Origin of the sequence: Providencia sp. PROV210 (genome assembly GCF_028479445.1) — a bacterium.
Lineage (GTDB): Bacteria > Pseudomonadota > Gammaproteobacteria > Enterobacterales > Enterobacteriaceae > Providencia > Providencia rustigianii.
The window spans coordinates 204,376-227,295 of record NZ_JAMPNQ010000015.1 but is presented as its reverse complement, the minus strand read 5'-3'; the positions used below and the strand labels follow the sequence as shown (position 1 = coordinate 227,295).

16 protein-coding genes and 1 riboswitch are annotated in these 22,920 nt (G+C 41.5%); of the genes, 3 read left to right on the top strand and 13 right to left on the bottom strand.

The window, feature by feature from the left end; translation table 11 throughout:
- Positions 1–55 precede the first annotated feature (55 nt).
- The 13 genes from PR761_RS12670 to rppH all read right to left on the bottom strand — a co-directional run bounded on the left by PR761_RS12670 (position 56) and on the right by rppH (position 19,365).
- Positions 56–631: a hypothetical protein gene (locus tag PR761_RS12670; protein ID WP_006814071.1), complete on the bottom strand. Its 576-nt coding sequence runs from the start codon at positions 629–631 to the stop codon at positions 56–58.
- A gap of 23 nt (positions 632–654) precedes the next feature.
- Positions 655–2,532, bottom strand: a complete 1,878-nt coding sequence (recD, locus tag PR761_RS12665) for an exodeoxyribonuclease V subunit alpha (protein WP_006814072.1) — start codon at positions 2,530–2,532, stop codon at positions 655–657.
- A 5-nt stretch (positions 2,533–2,537) separates the two neighbouring features.
- On the bottom strand, positions 2,538–6,143 hold the full coding sequence (gene recB / locus PR761_RS12660; protein ID WP_006814073.1) for an exodeoxyribonuclease V subunit beta: 3,606 nt from the start codon (positions 6,141–6,143) through the stop codon (positions 2,538–2,540).
- The gene (ptrA, locus tag PR761_RS12655; protein ID WP_154610938.1) at positions 6,140–9,037 is read right to left on the bottom strand and encodes a pitrilysin; all 2,898 of its coding nucleotides are present in this window, start codon (positions 9,035–9,037) and stop codon (positions 6,140–6,142) included. The genes recB and ptrA overlap by 4 nt, the downstream gene beginning before the upstream one ends.
- A 15-nt stretch (positions 9,038–9,052) precedes the next feature.
- Entirely contained in the window at positions 9,053–12,427 is a 3,375-nt protein-coding gene (gene recC, locus PR761_RS12650) for an exodeoxyribonuclease V subunit gamma (RefSeq protein WP_112837321.1), read from the bottom strand.
- A complete protein-coding gene (locus PR761_RS12645) occupies positions 12,405–12,773 on the bottom strand; it encodes a type IV pilus modification PilV family protein (protein ID WP_006814076.1) in 369 nt (122 codons plus the stop codon). Before PR761_RS12645 ends, recC begins: the two co-directional genes overlap by 23 nt.
- Positions 12,770–13,213: a DUF2509 family protein gene (locus PR761_RS12640; RefSeq protein WP_006814077.1), complete on the bottom strand. Its 444-nt coding sequence runs from the start codon at positions 13,211–13,213 to the stop codon at positions 12,770–12,772. The genes PR761_RS12645 and PR761_RS12640 overlap by 4 nt, the downstream gene beginning before the upstream one ends.
- The gene (locus PR761_RS12635) at positions 13,210–13,812 is read right to left on the bottom strand and encodes a prepilin peptidase-dependent protein (protein WP_006814078.1); all 603 of its coding nucleotides are present in this window, start codon (positions 13,810–13,812) and stop codon (positions 13,210–13,212) included. The genes PR761_RS12640 and PR761_RS12635 overlap by 4 nt, the downstream gene beginning before the upstream one ends.
- Positions 13,806–14,312, bottom strand: a complete 507-nt coding sequence (locus tag PR761_RS12630) for a prepilin-type N-terminal cleavage/methylation domain-containing protein (protein WP_006814079.1) — start codon at positions 14,310–14,312, stop codon at positions 13,806–13,808. Before PR761_RS12630 ends, PR761_RS12635 begins: the two co-directional genes overlap by 7 nt.
- 341 nt (positions 14,313–14,653) lie before the next feature.
- Positions 14,654–15,505, bottom strand: coding sequence for a thymidylate synthase (locus PR761_RS12625; protein ID WP_006814080.1), 852 nt, complete (start codon positions 15,503–15,505; stop codon positions 14,654–14,656).
- Between the two features lie 76 nt (positions 15,506–15,581).
- Entirely contained in the window at positions 15,582–16,481 is a 900-nt protein-coding gene (lgt, locus tag PR761_RS12620) for a prolipoprotein diacylglyceryl transferase (protein WP_006814081.1), read from the bottom strand.
- Positions 16,482–16,580: 99 nt separating this feature from the next.
- Positions 16,581–18,827, bottom strand: a complete 2,247-nt coding sequence (gene ptsP / locus PR761_RS12615; protein ID WP_006814082.1) for a phosphoenolpyruvate--protein phosphotransferase — start codon at positions 18,825–18,827, stop codon at positions 16,581–16,583.
- Between the two features lie 4 nt (positions 18,828–18,831).
- A complete protein-coding gene (rppH, locus tag PR761_RS12610) occupies positions 18,832–19,365 on the bottom strand; it encodes an RNA pyrophosphohydrolase (RefSeq protein ID WP_006814083.1) in 534 nt (177 codons plus the stop codon).
- A gap of 113 nt (positions 19,366–19,478) precedes the next feature.
- A riboswitch (TPP riboswitch) is annotated at positions 19,479–19,573 on the top strand.
- A gap of 61 nt (positions 19,574–19,634) precedes the next feature.
- Between rppH and thiB the strand changes: the two genes are divergently transcribed.
- From thiB to thiQ, 3 genes are read left to right on the top strand one after another with little or no spacing between them, the layout of a single operon-like run.
- Positions 19,635–20,639: a thiamine ABC transporter substrate binding subunit gene (thiB, locus tag PR761_RS12605; RefSeq protein WP_147281799.1), complete on the top strand. Its 1,005-nt coding sequence runs from the start codon at positions 19,635–19,637 to the stop codon at positions 20,637–20,639.
- Entirely contained in the window at positions 20,615–22,219 is a 1,605-nt protein-coding gene (gene thiP, locus PR761_RS12600) for a thiamine/thiamine pyrophosphate ABC transporter permease ThiP (protein ID WP_115164669.1), read from the top strand. Before thiB ends, thiP begins: the two co-directional genes overlap by 25 nt.
- A complete protein-coding gene (gene thiQ / locus PR761_RS12595) occupies positions 22,212–22,910 on the top strand; it encodes a thiamine ABC transporter ATP-binding protein ThiQ (protein WP_006814086.1) in 699 nt (232 codons plus the stop codon). Before thiP ends, thiQ begins: the two co-directional genes overlap by 8 nt.
- The last annotated feature ends 10 nt before the right edge of the window (positions 22,911–22,920 follow it).

Here is a 22,920-nt window from a genome sequence, read left to right as displayed (position 1 = left end):
AGATTAAAAACCTTACCGATAATTTCATATCTGGGTTTTATCGTTGTTCAGCAAATTATGCGATTTGTACAACTCGGCATTTTTGACTCAGTGGATTAGCCTCTAATAGTGGTCTTAGAATTTCTTCCATTTCACTAAAAGAGGTTCCGTAGAAATAAAATGCCGTTTCTGTTGGGCCATCCCAAACCCCATGAATACTGCCAATATCTTCTACTGCTTCATCCAATTGGTCGAAAAGATCATTGATATCATTGTTTTCGTACACCTCTGCCGGTAATTCAGTCCCATTAAAGTAAACTGCTAAACCTTCATCAGTACCAAAATCAATTCGTACATCTTCCCCATGAATGGTTAAACGAGACCCTTTTGGCGCTAACATGCCAGAAAACATCTGAATAATTAAGCTGATATTTTCATCACTTGCCTCAGTAACCGATAATTCGATGTCGCACTCGGAAACTTCGCCAGTGTCACCTAATAGAGTACCACCACCACTAATTTGGATTTCTTTCTCTTTACCAAGTTTTTCCATCGCTTCATCAAAAGCATCTTCTAGATCAGCACGCCTTGCTGGCTCAAGCTTGGCGTTCAATGTCACAGTGATAGCGGTCATAGGCTGTTGGTTTTCCATAATATTACCTTAAATCAGTAGGGTTAATTCAATTGCATCAGTTGTAGGGTTAGGCCGCTACGACGCTTTGTTGGGGTCTCAATTGCACGGCGTAATACTTTTTTACTACCATACAGTGATAATTCTTTTTTAGCTCTAGTGATCGCGGTATAAACCAGCTCCCGCGTGATCACGGGGGAATATATATAAGGCAGTACTAAAGCGGTATGAGTAAATTCCGAACCTTGTGATTTATGTACCGTCATCACATATGCAGTTTCATGCAGTGGCAGGCGGTTGGGTTGAACGCCTCTAATCTCCCCATCTGGAAACTGAAAATAAGCTCTAAATTGGCCATCCTCATCCGGTAAGATTATCCCAATATCCCCATTAAATAATCCTAATGGACTATCATTGCGGCTGATCATAATAGGTCTGCCCGCATAATGTTTATGCTGCTGATTGTAAGGCTTATAAATTAAGCCCTGTCGATGAAGTAGTTTTTCAAGTTTGTCATTTAACCCAGAAACGCCATAAGGGCCGTCACGTAATGCAGTTAATAAACGGTACTGATTGAAAATATGCAGAATTTTTTCAGGTTTCTCTTTCGCTTTAACCGCCAATAGATACTCTTGATAAAAGCCTGCAGCATCCAACAGCATATTCACGTAGCTTTCCCCGCTTTCAACTTCAGAGCTATTATCATCAAAAATATAACTGTGAATATCGGTAAGTTGCTCATTTAAAATGATATCAGCACGCTTCGCATTACCTGTATTTACAGCAAAAGCTAACTTCCCAATCCCTGAGTCTGCGGAAAAACGGTAACTTTTTCTCAATAGACAAAGGCTATCGCGGATCACTGGGCCTTCGTTATTTGTAAAGTCGCTCAATACATAGCCGGTGAGTTGTTCCAATTGAGCAGCCCGATTTACACTGTAGCCCACATCCGCAAAACGGCAGATATCACCAAGTACAGCTCCCGCCTCCACAGAAGCTAGCTGGTCTTTATCTCCTAAGAAAATCAATTTAGCCTGTTCCGGAAGTGCTTCAATTAATTTAGCCATCATGGGTAAATCCACCATTGACGCTTCATCAACAATTAAAATATCTAACGCAAGGGGATTGTCACGATGATAACGGAACTGCTGACTCTCAGGTTGAGCACCGAGTAAGCGATGCAATGTTTTAGCTTGGCTTGGTAGTAATTTTTCTTCATTCGAGCTAAGAGACAGTTTTTTGATTGCTTCACCTAATGATTCGGTTAAACGTGCAGCTGCTTTTCCTGTCGGTGCCGCAAGCTCAATTCTTAAGCGATGAGATTGCCGATGCCCAAGTTTTATTAATGCCGCTAAAATACGGGCTACTGTTGTCGTTTTTCCCGTTCCCGGCCCACCTGAAATCACCGATACCCGGCTAGTTACAGCAACTGCTGCAGCAATTTTTTGCCAATTAATATCAGCTGGCTCAGGGAATAGTTGGTCTAAAATCGGTTGAATACTATGCTCATCATGGCTATCCAACTGCGTTTTCGAGAAAAAACTCGCAACACACTGCTCATACTGCCACATTCGCTGGAAATAGAGATAATCACCCGATAGGATTAATGGTGCAATGCGCTCATCACCCGCCAAACAAACTGACTCTGAGGCTAACAAAGCAGCTTTGATTAATTCTGGACTTGGTGCGCCGATCGCTTCCCATAATTGAGCAGAAAACTCAGGATGTCGTCCTGCAAATAACGTTTCAAAACTAATATCATTCAGTGCTAAGCAAACATGTCCTGACATCGTTTCTGCACTCAATAGCGCTGCAGTCATCAGCATAATAGGATTATTTTCATCCGCAATACTGTATGCAAACTGCACATCAAGGGGACTTAATAAACGCGCTTCAATACCTTGATTTAACAGTTGTTTCATTATGACTAACCCTCAAATTGTGCATTAAGAAACAGCTGATTAAATTCGGTAATAAACGCCAATGTTGGGCGATAGAAGAAAATACCATTCTTTGAATTTGCACTATCTATCCCTCTTAAGAAGAGGTAATACACCCCACCAAAATGTGTTTCATAATCATAGTTAGGCATTCGGTGTTGAAGAAAACGGTGTAAAGCTAGTGAATACAGCTGATATTGCAAGTCATAACGATGGTCAATCATCGCTTCAGCCATTGCCTCTTGAGTATAAAATGAAGCATCCTCTCCCAGATAATTCGATTTATAATCCAATAGGTAAAACTTACCTTTCCAACAAAAAGTTAAATCAATGAAGCCTTTTAAAATCCCTTGCACTTGCTCAAAATTGAGCGGTGGGCAACGCTTAGAGAGCGGGTCATGCTGATGAGTGACCGCATCCACATCTTTAGCACTTAATAGACTATCAATAGGCAAATAAAATTGCATTTCATCCAATCTATCTTGTGGCAATAATGCCGATAGGCATAACTCGTCATCCGCTAATGGCACCGTTAAAATCGCATTTAGCCACGCTTGAAGCATTTCAACCCACTGGATATCAAACCCTGCGGCTTGGAGCTGTTCTTCTAACCACTCTGACGAGATATCACCCGAGAAATCAACTTCTTCCATTAAGCCGTGCAAAAAGGTTCCTGGCGCAGCGCCTTTAGGGAATCGATGTGGCGTGAATAAATTATCCTCTGATTCAATAAGCGCCAAATCTGAACTGGCTTCAATATCCATTTTGGGCGCTAATGAATTAGCAAACTGCAATGCTGATAATGTCTGCTCTTCCTCACTATAGGAGCCGTGATAACTCAGCCCCGAATAGCTCGTCACTCGCCAATGGTCATCAAAGTGGCGTGAGATCTCTTTAGCAGATAAATCATCAGTGCTTGTTATTGTTAAATTTAGTCGTTCAGCATCAAAGGATTCAATACGTTGAACATCGATAGTCTCATTACTGAGTTCTGTGAGCATATTGGTTAACAATACAGAATCACCCTCTTGCCCTTTTTGCAGCAAATAACCTAATGCAGATAAATGTAAATCACTATTCCCAGCTTTTTTACGATTACCTTTAATTAATGGTGCAATTCCCACACTGCAATGATAGATTCCACGGGTTAATGCCACATACAGTAAGCGAAGATCTTCAGCCAAACGCTCTTCATCAGCTAAATCGACATACTCTTTCGCATCATCTAAATCTAATTTAGTGATGAAATCCTCGCGATCGTGGAATAGCCCTTGAGACTGTGGTAAGAAATTACTCGCAAAGGGTAACCAGACAATTTTATATTCCAACCCTTTGGATTTGTGGATAGTACTGATCTGCACTAAATGTCGGTCACTCTCTAAACGCATTTGTTGAGCATCAGATTGATGGTCCGGATGTGCAATCTGTTGAGCCAACCAACGAGTTAGTGTGTGCTCACCTTCAAGTTGAAGGGACATCGCTTGTAATAACTCACCGATGTGCATGATATCCATCAAACGGCGTTCACCATCCACGCCAGAGAGTAGCGTTTCGGCAATATGTCGCTGGGACATCACAACTCGTAACATAGGCAAAACACCACGTTTATGCCAAATTACTGCATAACGAGCGAACTCATCAACAACGTTTTCCCACACTTTCTCATCGTAATTTAAATTATCAATATCTTGAGCGGTTAAGCCAAATAATCCTGTGGCTAAGGCGCTACGTAACACCCTTTCTTTTTCCGGAGTCAGCACTGCTTGTAATAACCAAAGCAACTCTTTAGCTTCTTGGGTTGCGAATACACTCTCACGATTCGATTGGAAAACTGAAGGTATATTAAGTTGGTTTAGTGCATCACGGATCAAAATTGCTTCACGACGACTACGAACTAAAACTGTAATATCGGATGCTTCTACCGGAGTCTGTTTTTGTTGATTAACAAAGTAGGTAGTTCCTTGTAATCCACCAGAAAGATACTGAGCTATTTGCGCCGCGCACTGCTGAGAGATAGCTTGCTCATACTCAGCGACCGAAACGGCTTCCGAGTTTTGCAGCCAAAAGGTTAACGCTTTTACTTCTGAACCCTGATGGAACAGTGTCTTATTGATATTATGTGGCGCATAATTAACTTTCTGAAATGGTATCTGCTCAAAGATAAATGGATTATTGCAATGACTAAAAATACGGTTTACTGCTTCAACCATATTCTGTGATGAACGGTAGTTTGTTTCCAATGTATAGTGAGCACTAACTTGTTTTTTAGCGGCTATATAGGTGAAAATATCCGCACCACGAAATGCATAAATCGCTTGCTTAGGATCCCCGATAAACAGTAATGCGCTATCTCCAGTATTTTGATAGATTCTCTGAAAAATGCGGTATTGCTGAGGGTCTGTATCCTGAAATTCATCGATCATGGCAACAGGAAAACGCTTAGCAATAGCTTCTGCTAATAATGTGCCACCATCTTGTTGCAAAGCTTTATCTAATCGAGTTAATAAATCATCAAAGCCAAGCTCTCCACGACTCTGCTTCTCACGAGCAATAGTTTGCCTAACTTCGCTAATAGCTTGTGGAATGATTAAGTCACGGAGAGTTAATGTCTGAGCCAGTAATTCATCAATTTGACGAAATACTTCATGAGCTGGCCCTGAACCACTTTTTGATTTTTCATCTAACCGAGATTGAGTAAAACGCTCAAGTATCTCTTGTGGTAGTTGGTAATCTTCAGTTTCTTGGTGTGCCCAGTCCGTAATTTTTGCCAGCCAGCTTGGTAAAAAACGCGAACTGTAGCTGCGCTTATCAACATCTGAATCAGTAATTAACTTTTCGAAATCCCCATGATGAGCTTTCCACGCCTCTTTTACATTTTGAATTAACTCAATCAAGCGTTGATGGCGTTCTTCAAGTGTTTCAAGCTGTTCTGGCTGATTGATAATTAATGGAATATCACCTTGTAAAAAAGGTTTAATCTCCGTCAAGAGAGCTTCTGGCCCACTCCATTGTGACTGCACTACTTTAGTCATGGAATAATCTAAAGGGTAAAAATGGCGCCGCCAAAAATCGGCACAAGCCTGTTTCTGGATGGGGAATTCATCTTGGATCATGGTTTGTTCAAACAAAATCCCAGACTCAAACGCATTATGAGCCAACATTCTTTGGCAAAAACCATGAATGGTATAAATGGCAGCTTCATCCATTTGACGCTCAGCTGCCAATAACCAGTTTGCCGCAAACTCACGCTGTTCTTGGTGGGGTAGCTCGTCTAATAATGTCAGATACTCAGGCTCAGAGTCGAACCCTAAACCATTTCTCAAACAAGCTAAGCGCATTTTATGAATCCGCTCACGAATACGCCCACGTAATTCATTGGTTGCAGCCTCAGTAAAGGTTACAACCAAAATCTCTTCAACACTGAGTGGTCTAGGGAACGCATTTTCGCCCCCTAGCCCCAGCAATAGACGCAGATAGAGGATCCCTATCGTATAGGTTTTACCTGTACCCGCCGATGCTTCAATTAACCGTTGTCCTTGCAACGGTAATTTATAAGCATCTAACAATTGGGAACTCATCTGCATCTTATTCACTCAGCATTTTCCTTGATAGGTAATCTTTTTTGTAGCTCAGAAGCGGTTTGGTATAACACCCAATTTTTAAGTTGAGCATAACCCGATTTCTCAGCTACATCTTGACCTATCACTTGGGAAGCTAAGGCTAAACCGCGCTGCTTTAAAACCGCGTTCTCGTAGTATGAAATAACTTCAGCTTGAGTTGCTGTTCCCAATCTAGCTAAAACTTTATCTCGCGTATCGAAACTAAAAATATTACGAGAAAAATCAGATGAGTAACGCCCTACTTCCTCATAGAAAGTTTGTGGCGGTTGATTCATCTCCGTTATCATGGATTGTTTGTATTGTTCGAACTCGGTAGCCGGTAATTTCTTCAGCTTATCTAATGCTATACGGTAAAAATCCTGATAACGAGTATTGAGATAATCTGGTGTTTTTGCATTACTTTGCAGTAAGAAACCGATACCCCATTGGTCACCTAAACCCACCTTGAAGGCAAATACGGCATACCCTAGCTGCTCATTCGTTCTCAATTGATCATAGAACCAAGGCTGAACAATTTTAGCTAGGATCCCAGAAAGTACAGCCCCGTCAATACGCTCATAGCCAGCAGGAATAAAGATTTCTGCTAACGCATTATCGCTACTGTTACCTTTCTTATGGAAATCGGCTAAATACGGTTTATCAACAACGACAATGTCACCACGCCACCACTCTTTACCCTGACTTTTCAATAATGCACTCGCATCTTTGATAGTCTGAATACTTTGCTGCTGGGTGATGTTACCAAAGACTAAGGCTTGTAGTGCGGCACTTTCCACTAATGTACGACGATAATCCGTAATATCCTTAAGAGAAATTGTCTCCAATGCAGAAAGTCTCTGCTCTTGTTCGAAATAAGGAACATTATTTAGTCGTTGTAATGGCTGCATCGCTAATTCATAAGCTTTAGCGTTGTTTGATACATCAATTTGCTCTTTGTACCACGATTTTGCTTGAGCCAATTCTCTTTCTGTCGGCTCAAAACTTAAATATAGCTTGGTCATTGATAAAAATAGTTCAGATAAATGCTGAGTGTAGCCACTGGCATTTAACTGTAAACCAATCCCTGGGGAGACAGAAACTGACATTCCTGCCACAGAGGCTTGGTACTGCAACTCATCCATTTTTAATGAAGAAATATATTGCAGTAATGACCCAGTGACTTGAGATTTTGCATCTTTACTATCTTGGTTTGAACGTAAATCTAGCGTAATACTCGCTTTTGGCTCATCAGCAAAATATTGACTTGGCATATACAGCACCCGAGTATTGCCTTGCTGATAAATAAACTCAGGGCGTTTATATGGTTTCTCTGTTTTAATCAGCGATAAGTTATCAGGAATATATGGATTCAATTTTGGCAGCTTAAATGCCATTTTTGATTCCAATTTAGCCCAATGAGTAAATTGCTTATCCGTGATTTTGTCGACTTGATAAGGTGCATCGACAAAGTACGCTTTCTTATTGCTCGGTTCATTCGGGCTAATAAACCAAATACGTGAATTTTGGGCAGTTAGCTCAGATAAACGTTGTTTGATTGCCGAAGGATTATATTTATCCGCAACATAGTCAGAATCCAGAACATGACTAATCGGCATATCTATCATTTGGTCTGATAACCATTCGATATAATTCATATCCCTGACAATTGAGCCATAACGGAATGAAAGGTTTAGAACCTTGGCAATTTCATCGAAATAATCTTGGTTTATCCCTTGGTTTTTAATCAGGTCAATATAAGCAAAAATAGCAGCAATAATCTGGTCACGCTCAGCTAAGCCTTTATCTGTTAGCGTCACATAAATAGAGAATGAACCATAATTACGGTCTAGGTTTGGTGATGCAGAAGCACTAATACCTTCCGCTAAGCCTTGAGAAATCAGCCAGTCAGCTAATGTTCCTGGGCTACGATTACCAATTAAATAGCCGATGTACTCGTCACTTTTGCTGCGAAAATCCGCCATATTGTTCTTGATACTGAACTCGATTTGAATCGCTTTTTGTGGCTGTGCAGGCACATAATGAATCAAAACGCCTTTTTCTTTGTCTGTCATCGCCTCTACTTTAATTTCAGGGACAGTGGCATTAAAGTTAGGGATACGACCAAAAGTTTCATTGGCTATTTTAGCTAATTGTTCGATAGATTGGTCACCATACAGCACCCCATTCATCAGGTTTGCAGAATAATAACGCTTATAGAAGCTCACTAGCTCATCTTGTAATTTACTATTTGGTTTATCTTTTAAAGTTTCTAAGTTTCCACCAGCAAACCGAGCATTCGGATGAGCAGGATTTAACGTTTCAGAACGGATCTGCCAAATACGCATACCATCACGAGCTCGCGCCATAGTTAACTCGGCATTAACCGCATTTCGCTCTTTATCCGCATTGATAGGATTTAACAATGGTTCAGCTAATGCATCAGCAAGTCTATCCGTCGCTTCTGCTAATGCCCCATTTTCGACTTCAAAATAATAAGCAGTACGATGAGAGGCCGTACTCGCATTGTGGCTCCCTCCGTGCTTTTGTAGAAACTCAGAGAAACTACTTGGTTCAGGGTATTTTTTTGATCCCATTAACACCATGTGTTCTAGGTAGTGAGCAAGCCCTAACTGGCTATCTGGGTTCTCAATACTCCCAACGGGTAGAGAAACTGCCGCTAATGATTTAGTGGCTTTTGGATCAGAAACCAGTAAAACCGTCATGTCGTTGTTCAGCTTTATAGCTTTATATTCCCGAGTGTCACTCACGCTTTTGTTGATTGAATCTGGCAATACCTGCCAAAGCGGTTGTGCAGCCATCGCACTACCAACAAATAGTAGTGACCATAGCAAGAATAAATGAGCGATCTGTTTGGATAAACGTAGCATCCTTTAAGGCTCCCCTTATTTTAAGTATTCTGCCATCGGCAGTAAGAAGCGCCGAGTATTCCTCAGCAGCGAGTCGATCATTGTACTATTGATATTTCTACAAGCCCTCAATACATAGTCATCTTCCATTTCACCTTTCTTCATTTGGCTTCCTTGCAGGCTTTGTAGTAACGCCGATAATGCCTTTTGCTGTACATCCTCTGACGTAAAATCATATTCCGTGGTTTTCTTATCGAAACAGGCATTCAGCCAATTCCAACCACTTTGATTTAACAGAATTAATGGTGTGTTTTGCCCCTCACAAAAACCTTCAACTAAATTTTGTAAGTGCTTCATTGCAACTTGCTGAGAAACCGAAGAAAAATGCCAAACACTATTTTCTCGCCCTAAAGCTATACTTTCACCCTCGCGAACAAAAGCATTATAAAATAAGTGTTCGACCCACAATTGTACGCCGTCATTTGCCGTGAGATACGCCGGACGATAACGTAGTATCCCTGATTCATGAGCATTTCTTAGCGACCCTGTTATTTTGATCCCATTAATTTCACATTCAATAGGATAATCAAAACGTTGCTCACCGTACTCTTTCACTTTTTCCGCTAAGGGTACGATATCATTCAGTTGTTGTTCCCAAAATAGTTGACCAAATTGCTTAGCAGGTAATTGGCCTGACGCTTTTAACGCTTGATAAAATGGCATGGGATTTTCATCTTTTACCAGTAAATCTAAAACCTGATCATTAATTTTATAGCGCTGTAAACGACCTAAAATAAAAGGCTCTTCTTCCGGTAATTCGGTTTCTTCAATAGAGAAGTGGACTTTCAAGCGTTGCTGGAAAAAGCCCCGTATTGGGTGGCGATAAAAACGCAATAATTGCTCAATAGATAATTCAGAGATTAGCTCACGGCTTTCTAGTAAGGAGCAAAATGGCTTTTCTTGTTGGTCAGTTGTCTTCGCGGCAGGCAGCCACTCTTTCGCAAAACTTTGATATGCAGAGCTAGGGATAAAATTCTCTTTGGCAAATGGCACACGGTTATGCTGAATAACCAAATGCTGTTTAAGCCGTTGAGCGCTCTGATCAATATTTAATTGATTATCACCCTGTAAGCAAAAACTCTGGCAAATATAGTCAAGTAATTCCGTGACTAATACCGAAGGGTTGCAAGGTTGGTTATCACGAATTGAAAGACCAATATAGCTGATATACAGCTGCTGAGCTGCAGAGTTTAAAGCCTCTAGAAATAAGTAGCGGTCATCATCACGGCGTTTTCTATCCCCTCGCTGTGTTTTTTCAGCCATTAAATCAAACCCTAAAGGGGGAATACTGCGCGGATATGCGCCATCATTCATTCCTAGTAGGCAAACGACTTTAAAAGGCACCGAGCGCATTGGCATTAAGGTACAAAAATTTACAGCTCCAGCAAGGAAACGTTGGCTAATTTTTTCATCATCAAAACAGACTGAAAGCTCATCACGAATTAAACGTAACGGAATCGTTTCTTGGTATTCGGAGGTCAGCGCATTTTCAATAATTTTATGCCATTGCTCGGTTAGTAGTGCTAAAACAAGTTCGGTTTCACTATCCACTTTAAAGCAACTGTCTATCAGCTGCTGGCAGATATCTTTCCACTCTTCTAACGTCCTTTCTTGCTCCAGTAAAGTACGCCACTGCCTCAGAGTATCCACCAATAATGCTAATTTCCCAGCTAACTGAGCTGCTAACCCGCTACATTCATCATAAGGTAAAATCCCATTCCATGGCCCATTACGGCTATCCATCGCGTATCCCAGCAACATGCGGCTTAAACCAAATTGCCACGTATTTTGCCCAATCACTGGCAGTGATAACGCTCGAACATTATCGTCATCCAATCCCCAACGAATACCTGATTCATTGACCCAGCGTCTTAGTAAACTCAGCTCACTTTCATCGATATCAAAGCGAGCAGCAAATGCGGAAACTTCGAGTAAAGTGAGAACTTGCTCAGTAGAAAAACGACTCTGAGGAAGATCCAACAACATAATAAATGCCTGTAGGATAGGATGCGCCTGTAACGCTTTTCTGTCAGAAATAGAAAATGGAATATAGTGTGTTGACGAGGTATTACCAAAAACTGCCTGTATATACGGTGCGTAGCTATCAATATCCGCTACCATTACGATGACATCTCGTGGCGTTAATGTAGGGTCTTGTTCAAATAGTGCCAGTAATCTGTCTTGTAACACTTCAACTTCCCGTTGAGCGCTATGGCATGAATGAAACGTCACAGAGGAATCTAGTTCACTAATTGGACGCTTATTTTGGCTTGTTTCGTAGTTTTCTAGCGTAATTCCCAACTGAGCATGGTTTTCAAGATCTAAAATATCTTGCTGTAAATTTTCGAGTAAATTCGCTCGGCGAGTATCTACAAATGCAGATATTTCATTGGCAGCTTCAATTTGCGAAATAAAGTACAAATTGTCTCGCCCTAATTTTCCCCATGAGGCTAATAGTGGGTTAGCAATATTTTGCTCTCCGAGATCATTAAATAAGCCCCCGGCATGGTCTTCGATTTTAAAACGAGAAATTTCATGTTTATCAATATAATGCCGCAATTTTCTTTGCTGTAGGCGCGCTAAAAATGCGCTGCTTTGGATATCCCCCCAATAATACCGGCATGGGTTGGTAAACATCAGATGGATATCGGTATGTTCTGCAATGGCATTTAATGCCTGTAAATACACAGGAGGTAGTGACGAAATTCCACAGATAAAAATTCGCTTAGGTAAATTCTGCCCTAAAGATGGATTACTGGTTAATTGTTCAATAAAGCTTTGGTATAAATTCGCCCGATGCCATGGTGATTGTTGTAATTTATCAGTGTGTTCCACTAAGCAGAGCCATAATCTTCTTTGCCATAGTTGATTCGAGCTTAATCCATCAACAAATTCATTTCGCTGCCATTTTTCAATCCATTCAGGACGATAAACCAAATACTGATCAAATAGATCCGCAATTCGTCCAGCTAATTGGTGAAGTTTTCGTTTATCCGAGTCTTCTTGGAGATAATGGCGTAAAGGCTCAAATTCAGGCTCATTAATGACGTCAGGTAAAATAGTCATTAATTTCCATGTCATCGCAGATTTGGTATAGGCACTCTCTTTGGGAATGTCGGGTAATACTCGACGAAACATATCCCAAATAAATGTAGCGGGTAAGGGATAGTTAATATTCGCAGCAATACCAAAGCGTTTCGCCAACTCAATTTGCAACCATTGAGACATTCCGGGACTTTGCACTAAAACAATTTCTTGTTCAAATGGATGAGAGAGAGGCTCATTCTCCATTAAATGGGCAATTAGCTCCTTAAGAAGGTCTAATTGGTTAGAATGATATACCTGAAACATGGCTCTCTCCTTTGGCACAATACCAGCGACTGATTGAATACTGTTTCTGACCCACTGATAAGGACACCACGGATTCGGTACAGTTCCCTGTTCGTGGAAAATGGGCGATTGTTGTCTGTGGAACGAAAGGCTGTTGGTTTATATTTATGCTTCCCAAATCTATTGAGGCATTTTTTGTTTCTAATGCTCCCTGCATTGCCCTAAGACCCATTGAACCTTGATATATTTGATTAAAATTCAAAGTGATATATTGACTATAGTTTAACAGAGCTATCAGTAAGATAGCAAAAACAACTACTGCCACCATTGACTCTACCAGTGCAAATCCTTGCTGTGAATGGTTCATTCGCAAAATCCTTTAAAGGTCACAGGGCAATAATCTATCCAACCATTTTTTCGCGCCTTGATGTTCTTTTCATTCCCAAGAGGCTCGACCCATCGATAAATTTTCATTGATTGGGATGGCTTAAATTCACTCTTGCCTAATAAGACAAACTGATTATTTTTATAATGTTTTAAGCAACTTTCCCATTTTTGCATTGCTGCTTTCTTACATTCCCATTCTGAATTCTTCGATGTCGTTAAATTCCACGGCTGAGTCAACCCCCATGCCAATGCAGACTCTGCTAAGTTAAAAGCCGAAAAATATTTGGTTTCATTATTCAATTCATAACTAGCGCGGACTTGGTAATAACTTAAGGCTTTCAGTAAGAGTAGCCCAATTGTCATCAGAATCATGACCATCAATAACGCAACATTTCCTTGCTGGTTAAGCTTAGACTTCATAGTGAATTTCTCACATTAACCCATATTTGGTACTGAAATTTTTTATCTGGAAGGCGCTGACTTTCTATATTCATATGCACTTCCAGCAACTGTTTCGCGCTAGACCAATTAAATGTCAATTGATTAACTTTCACTAGCGTTGCATCAAACAAGGATTGCCAGCGAGTTCCGTCGCAATCCACCACATTTCGGTTGGATTCTAATTTATGACCATTTAGCCGATAACCAAAAAAATCTGATTCCAACTTTTTTCCTTGGCCATTAACCCAACTTCCTGATAAATCTTGGTCATAGGCAAAAATAATGCAGGAATTCATTTTACGGCTTAAGAATTTTTCAGAAACTAACAGCGCACGCCCTTCACAATGAACCTGACTGCAATAACCAATACGTCTAAAATCCTTTTCCATATTAATTAAGACCTGTCGCACTTCCCTGTCCAGTTGGTATTGAAAATAAGCTTGATAAAGCTGCTTAAATAAAGCTGGGATCGTGTTCATCACTGCAATACAGACCAAACAGCTAATGACCATCGCTATCAACGTTTCTAGTAGTGAAAAACCCAATTCGTCTCGACGATATCGCACTGGCTTCAGCACGGAGGAACCCCTGCAATCTTTTGATAACTACAGCTACGAACTCGCCCCGCAGCAGACATAAATACCGTTATGTGTTCAGTTTGATTGCCTAATTCAATCCTAAACGCTCGGCTGGTTCCTTGCCTGCCATATAAGTTGACCGACTGCCGTGAAGATCTTTTTAGTTTAATATCGGGGAATCTATCCCCACTAAATTGGCTAATATTCTGTTCTGTCTCAGCATTTTTAATCTGTAAGCGCCAATGTTTAGTCTCAGAATTAATCACTAAAATACGTTGCTGATTGAGGTAGATTCCTTCCATCAAACTACTATAAATAAATTCGACTGTTTGCCTTGCTGCATCAATTAAACGCAAGCGCTGCAATTGTTGTTGCCAGTGAGATAATGCAGGCAACACAACCAGCGAACAAATGAATAGAACCACTAATATTTCAACTAAGGTGAACCCTTGTTCATGAGAAATATGTCGATATTTATTACCCGTAATTATCGCCATCATTACCCTTCCGTTCTTTTTATTATCCTTAGAAAGATATTGGCAAAAATAGCGCCTAACTCCAGAAGTAACGATTCATTTCTCGTCACGCTTCCCAGCACAATGTAACCATTACATCCAAAGTTAAATGTGTTTGGGAACGGCTTCGCAAAACAGATTAAGAAAGAAAACTCTTGGTTCGTACAAACCTAAATTATGAATAAGAATAGTCAGCAGTCAGTGAGGGTATGGGAAAAGAATCACAGTGGATAAGAGACCAAAAATATTGAAGGTAAAAATAATGCACCTAGCAAAAATAAAGGCGCAGATGATCGTCTACGCCAGTATATTTATGGCATGGTTAATTAAACTGTAAATGGGTATTTAATCGCTTCATGGCATTGATAGCCATCTAGCATAAAGTCATCTGTAGTTACCCAAGTTTCAAGATCTTCCAGTGTTTTAATCTCTGGGTTAATTGTCAGACGAGGAGATGGGTAAGGTTCGCGTTTTAATTGAACATCGCGCATTAACGGTAGTTGGTTTTCATAAATATGTGCGTTCACAATTTTATGATACGCCTTACCCGCTTTGTGACCCGTAATTCGGGCTATCAATGCCAATAAAACAAAACACTGGACCTGATTGAAATTAAGCCCTAAAGGAACATCGCAGCTACGTTGGTATGAAGTCAGGTGCAGAGTATCCCCTAATAAGGAGAAAGTATGGGTGTGCATACAAGGACGTAAGCAACCCATTTCGAACTCGCCGGGATTATAAAAAGTGATAATTTCAGCACGATCGTCAATACCGTTTTTTAGGTTATTAACCACTTTTTTAAGCTGGTCAAGATGGGTACCATCTGGACGTTGCCATGTTCGACCTTGAACACCGTATACGCGTCCCATATCATCTTCACCTTTACGATGAGGGTTAGCTAACCATGCTGGGTTTTCATTCGCATTAGCGTTCCATGTATTACAGCCGATTTCACGAAACTGAGCTGCATTATCATAGCCACGTAAATAACCTAGCAATTCAGCAATTGCCGCTTTATAAAAACTTTTACGTGTCGTGATCAGAGGGAATTGGTTATTACCTACATCATATTCAAGATCGGCATTGATAACAGTTAAGCAACGAACTCCGGTACGTTTATTTTCAACCCATTGCCCTTCATCAATAATACGTTGGCATAGTTCAAGATACGGCTTCATAGTGGCTCTCTTACTCTGAAAATCTAAGGGCCGATATTACCTAAAAATAGTAATACCAGCCTAATAACAAACTCATTTATTTACTGTCTATGGGCTTATTATCGGTTTTATGGGCAGGTATATTTTTCCCATATTTATAAGCCCAAATAATCATCAATACACCGATAATAATCATTGGGATTGATAAAATTTGCCCCATACTGATGCCACCGAATAATCCAAGCTGTGAATCCGGTTGTCTAAAGAATTCAACAATAATACGGAAAGCACCATAACCAATTAGGAATAAGCCCGAAACACTCCCCATTGGGCGTGGTTTACGTACAAATAAATTCAGGATCAGGAATAAAACTATCCCTTCTAAAAACATCTCATACAGTTGGGATGGATGTCTCGGTAACACACCATACTGCTCAAGAATAGGCATCAATGATGGGTCTTGAATTGCTAATTGAATATCTTCGCTTCTGGAGTGTGGGAATAAGAATGCCCATGGAGTATCGAGAGTCACGCGCCCCCATAGCTCACCATTAATAAAGTTACCGATACGCCCCATACCTAAACCAAAAGGAATTAACGGCGCAACAAAATCAGAAACTTGTAAAAAACGGCGTTTAGTACGATGGGCAAACCACATCATCGCACAGATAACCCCAATCAAACCGCCGTGGAATGACATCCCGCCATCCCATACCTTAAATAGATATAGAGGGTCATCAAGGAATACAGGCAGATTATAGAAGAATACATAGCCAAGTCGCCCACCGACAAACACACCGACAAACCCAATATACAGAAGGTTTTCTACCTCGTTTTTTGTCCAACCACTGTTAGGTTTGGCAGCACGACGTCCCGCTAACCAGAGCGCAAAAACAAAGCCTACAAGGTACATAAAACCGTACCAATGCAGCGCTACCGGTCCAATTGAGAACATTACGGGATCAATTTCCGGAAATGCTAAGTAGCTGTTACTCATCGTTCCCCACTTTAGAATTGTTTAGTCAAAATTATGCCGCATAATAACACGAGGTTATTGTCTGCATAGAGTTACCTATTAATAACATAGAAGATCAAACTAGATCCCGCCACGAACAAAGCCACCGAGCCCGTTTATTTCCATAAACTCGCTAATTTTATTTCTGACACTTTCGCTGGTTTCTGCCGTAAGTAATTCGGGCACTAATTCAGACATCAGCTTAGGGTCCAGTTGGCGGATTAGATATTTCATTCGAGGAACACTGCGCCCACTCATACTTAAGCTACGATAGCCAAGGGCGATTAAAACCATTGCACTCAACGGTTGTCCCGCCATTTCCCCGCAGACACTAATGGGTAAATCTATGCGCTGACATTCTTCATATGCCATAGCTAAAAAGCGTACAACCGCTGGATGCAGGTTATCATATAGCGCAGCAACATGGGTGTTGTTACGGTCAACAGCGAGTAAATATTGTGTAAAGTCATTGGTACCAATCGAGATAAAATCGACGCGTCTTTTTAGCTCCGGTAATAAAAAAAGTAACGATGGAACTTCCAGCATGACCCCAATAGGGGGTAAATCAATGGATTTACCCAACTGCTGGCCAACTTCACTTCTTGCTCGAGCTATCAGCCCAATGGCCTCATCGACCTCATTAATACTGGTTACCATCGGTAATAAGATCCGCAAATTACCCGATTCTTCATTTGCTCGCAGCATCGCACGCAGTTGGATGAGGAAAATTTCGGGCTGATCCAGCATAATGCGGATCCCTCGCCAACCTAAACACGGATTTTCCTCACTGATCGGCATATAAGGAAGCTGCTTATCAGCGCCAATATCTAGCGTTCTCAGCACGACGGGTTTCGAGGCAAAGAGCTGTAAAACTTCGCGATAAAGCTGCTTTTGTTCATCTTCGGAAGGAAAACCATTGTGCAGCATAAATGGCAACTCAGTACGATAAAGACCTACACCGTCGACACCATCTTGAATTTGCTGTTCATAACGAGGGCTTAATCCAGCATTCAGGCAAATATTCATTGATTCGCCATTTTTGAATACTGCGTCTTGCTTTAATGTCCCCTCTGCTAATCGGCTAAGGACATTTTCCTCTTCAATAATCTGTTGATATTCCTGCGTAATTAATTTTTCAGGCTCAATAAATACTTCACCACGGTAGCCATCCAGAATTAAATGGCGATTGTGCAATAGCGATGGTTCAATATCGGCCCCCATGATTGCAGGGATCCCCATAGCTCGGATCAAAATGGCTGAGTGAGAATGGGTTGCTCCATCTCGCACAATCACGCCAGCCAATTGCTCAATAGGCAGTTCAGCAAGTACGCTCGCACTCAACTCATCGGCAACCAAAATAAAACGTTCAGGCCACTGGTTGGTTGGTGTTAAGGAATCATCCAGATGAAAAAGTAAACGCTGCCCCAAGGCACGCAGGTCAGAACCACGTTCCCTTAAATACAAATCACGTAGACGAGAAAATTGCTGAGCATAATCCTCTATAACCGTTTTTACTGCCCATTCAGCAACCGCTCCCTGCTTTATGGCAACAAATAGCCGTTTTTTTAATTGAGGATCATTAAGTAAATGATTATACAGATCGAAAATTGCCGCACTTTCTTTGGAGGAACTCGCCGTAAAACGTTTACTGATCCGCCGAAATTCCGCGGTTGCACTCTCTAGCGCCAACACTAAACGCTGCTGTTCGCCTTCAACATTTAACGTGGTCGCTTGGCAGACACTGTCGAGAGATGGCTGAGAGGTATCCTGCCAACCATAAGCCATTGATACCCCTTGAGATACAGGGATAGCTTTTATCCTATTTTGCCGATATTGCCCGAAGATACCTTTAGTCTGTGCTTGAGAAAGGATCACAGCCAATTGCATTGACAGAGTCACCATAAAGGACTCTTCAGTTTCGTTAAATAGCCGTTTTTCTTTGTGTTGCACCACCAGCACGCCTAGTAATTGGCGGCGATAGACAATGGGAACACCAAGGAATGCCTTGAGTTGCTCTTCTTTTAACTGAGGGAGATATTTAAATTGAGGATGTTCGCGGATATCAGCGAGATTGAGCATTTCAGATTGTCGACCGACGACGCCAACAACCCCTTCGTCAAACCCAAGACGAATAGCAATCCCGCTAGGCTTTTTCAGCCCGCGAGTTGCCATTAAGTAATAACATTGCCGAGGGTGATCTGCTAAATAGATGGAGCACACATCAGTGCGCATCGCTTTGCAGGTTTCATTCACCAAGACTTCTAATGCTTGAGTTAAGCTGGTCGCCATCGCGACCTTCTCGACAATGTCACGTAAACGCGTCAACATAGGCTTACTTTGCTCCGCGCCTACGATTATTAAATACGGGTCGTTGTGGTAATTTTTGTTCCTGCAAAGGCATAACAACCGGAGCGAATTCTTTCATAACACGGCGATAAACTTCTCGTTTAAAAGAAACCACTTGCCTAACAGGATACCAATAACTCACCCATCGCCAGCCATCAAATTCTGGCGAGTTACTGCGCTGCACGTTTATATCAGCTTCATTACATTGGAGTTGAAGTAAAAACCAACGCTGTTTCTGCCCAATACAAACAGGTTTTGTATCCCAACGCACCAAACGCTTAGGTAATTTGTAACGTAACCAATTACGGGTAGATGCCAGTAACCTGACGTCTTTACGCTGTAGCCCGACTTCTTCGTATAATTCACGATACATCGCTTGTTCTGGTGATTCCCCTGGGTTGATGCCCCCTTGAGGAAACTGCCAAGAATGCTGACCATAGCGGCGAGCCCATAAAACCTGCCCTTGCCGATTACAAATTACAATTCCTACATTCGGGCGGTAGCCATCATCATCGATCACTAGACTACCTCAATAACCAAATTTGAAAGATGCCTAATTGTTTCACACATACCCAAACTGGTAAACCTATATCAATACAGTTTGCAGATATGGATGAAGTAATTACAATAGTCTACGTCTCAACGGGGTGCCAGATTTTGGGCTGAGAAATAACCCGTAGAACCTGATCCGGCTAATACCGGCGTAGGGATTTGAGCTACCGCCAGTAAATGACTGTTTCGGTGCCCTCTCAAATCCTGTGTGTTTTTATGATTTACGCAGGAAAAACAATGGCTAAAAATACATTTTTCACGTCTCTAATTGCTCTTAGCGCTTTAAGCTTCGCCGCTTTTTCGTGGGCAGAAAAACCAACGCTAACGGTCTATACCTATGATTCATTTGCTGCCGAGTGGGGTCCTGGCCCTCAAATTAAAAAGAATTTTGAAGCCCAATGTGACTGTGAGTTGAAGTTAGTCTCCCTTGGGGATGGCGTGGCGCTACTGAACCGACTTCGAATGGAAGGCAATAAAAGTAAAGCCGACGTGATTTTAGGTTTAGATAACAACCTGATGGATTCAGCAGAAAAAACCGGTTTATTTGCACCTGCTGATATCAAAACTGACGCACTCAAACTCCCTATCGAGTGGAATAGCGAAACATTTATTCCTTATGATTATGGCTATTTCGCTTTCATCTACGATACCAATAAAATTAAGCAGCCACCAAAGAGTATGAATGAGCTGCTGGATGAAAAAAATAATTGGAAAATTATCTATCAAGATCCTCGAACTAGCACTCCGGGCTTAGGCTTAATGCTGTGGATTGAAAAACTGTATGGAGATAAATCTGCTGATGCATGGAAAAAAATGGCAGGTAAAACTCTGACGGTCACAAAAGGATGGAGCGAAGCTTACGGGCTATTCCTAAAAGGTGAAGGTGACTTTGTTCTTAGTTATACCGCATCACCGGGCTATCAAATTCTTAATGATAAAAAAGATAATTATGCGGCAGCATTGTTCGCTGAAGGGCATTATATGCAAGTGGAAGTAGCGGCAAGATTAAAAAATGCCCCGCAACCTGAATTAGCGAAACAGTTCTTACAGTTTATGCTAACCCCTGAATTTCAAGGTACATTACCGACAACTAACTGGATGTACCCGGTTATCGATATGCCGCTCCCTGAAGTGTATAACGTGCTACCACTGCCGACTAAATCTCTACAATTTAGTGCACAAGAAGTTGCCAAAGACCGCCAAGCTTGGACTCGTTTATGGCAAACCGCCGTCAGTCGTTAATTAATGTCACCTTATTGCCGGGGGCATTCGCCTCCGCTTTATTGATCACTGTTGCGCTACTGGCTTTTGGCGCACTGTGGTTTTTTGCGCCTGAAATTTCGCTCAGTGAAATCATCCACGATGAATATCTCTGGCACGTTATCGGTTTCACTTTTTGGCAAGCTTTACTGTCAGCGGTATTTTCCGTTCTTCCCGCAATTTTGTTAGCGAGAGCCTTGTACCGCCGACGATTTTTAGGTCGCACACTGTTACTTCGGCTGTGTGCAATGACCTTAGTGCTTCCCGTATTAGTGGCTGTATTTGGCATTTTATCGGTCTATGGGCAAACCGGTTGGTTAGCAAAACTATGCCTATGGATTGGCCTGGAATATGACTTCTCGCCTTATGGTTTACGCGGAATTTTATTGGCTCATATTTTTTTCAACATGCCACTCGCAACACGCATGCTTTTGCAATCATTAGAAAATATTGCAATTGAACAACGTCAAAGTGCTGCTCAGTTAGGCTTTAATGAGTGGCAGCAATTTACTATTTTGGAATGGCCTTATTTACGTCGACAAATGTTACCCACTGGTGCGCTCATTTTTATGTTGTGCTTTGCCAGCTTTGCTACCGTGCTAGCGCTCGGAGGCGGTCCCGCAGCAACCACTATTGAGTTAGCGATTTATCAAGCCTTGAGTTATGACTTTGATTTGGGTCGAGCTACTCTCCTTGCCTTAATTCAGCTCATATTGTGTGTCGGCTTAATGTTAATTTGTCAAAAAATAAACCACTCTTTTTCTGTTGGCTTTAGCCATCAAACTCAATGGGTTGACCCCGCTGATACTCTTTTTCGACGTATTCGCGATACCTTACTGATCATTTGTGCCATTTTATTGCTGATCCCACCGCTACTGGCGGTTGTCGTTGATGGGTTAAACAGTCAATTATTGAATGTGCTACAGCAGCCTGCATTATGGCAAGCAACCTTAACATCCGTATTTATTGCTATATGTGCTGGCGTATTGTGCGTCACATTAACGTTAATGTTACTGTGGAGCAGCCGTGAATTACGTCTGAGAAATGCCCTACGCTTAGGGCAAGCGATTGAGCTCAGTGGGCTAATTATTTTAGCCATGCCGGGTATTGTTTTGGCAACCGGATTTTTTATCTTTTTTAATGAAACCGTGGGAATTCCTGAAACTCCCTATCCTTTAGTGATTATGGCCAATGCGTTGCTCGCTATTCCTTATGCCTTAAAAGTATTAGATAACCCAATGAAAGATCTGGCTCAGCGCTATAATCCCTTATGCCAATCATTGGAAATCAGCGGATTTAACCGATTTAGGATCATTGAATTTAAAGCACTACGCAAACCTATTGCCCAAGCTTTAGCCTTTGCTTGCGTCATTTCTATTGGGGATTTTGGGGTTGTGGCGCTATTTGGTAATGAGGATTTCCGTACGCTACCTTATTATCTCTACCAACAAATCGGGGCTTATCGCACCAATGATGGTGCAGTCACCGCAATGTTATTATTGCTACTGTGTTTCTGCTTATTTAGCCTACTTGAACGCATATCGGGGAAAACCAATGATTGAGTTAACAAATTTGGATTATCAATATGATGACCTGAATATGCGCTTTAATTTTGCTATTGAAGCGGGAGAACGTGTCGCCGTCATGGGTCCCAGTGGCGCAGGAAAAAGTACCCTACTCAGCTTAATCAGTGGTTTCCAGTTTTCTCGTAGCGGCAACATAATATTAAATGGGGTAGATCATACTTTTACGCCTCCCGCTAAGCGCCCTGTCTCAATGTTATTTCAAGAAAATAATCTGTTTGCGCATTTAACAGTGAGACAGAATATTGGTCTTGGGTTACAACCCAGTTTGCGTCTCAATCAATCGCAAATGATGGAAGTCGAGAAAATGGCGCAGCAAGTTAGCCTTAGTGAATGTCTTGACCGTACCCCAGCGCAGCTTTCTGGTGGTCAAAGACAACGTGCCGCTCTTGCCCGCTGCCTAATACGTAATCAACCTATTTTATTGTTAGACGAGCCTTTTTCAGCCCTCGATCCTGCATTACGCAACGAAATGCTGCAATTACTCAATGATGTTTGTTCAAGCAAAGCTATCACATTGCTGATGGTATCCCACAATATTGAGGATGCATTACAGATAGCACCACGGTGCATCGTGGTTGCCAACGGTGAGATTGTCTATGACGGAGGGACACTGTCATTGATTCAAGAAAAAAGCGTTGCTGCCGAATTGTTAGGGATTTTCAATTAACCCAATAAAT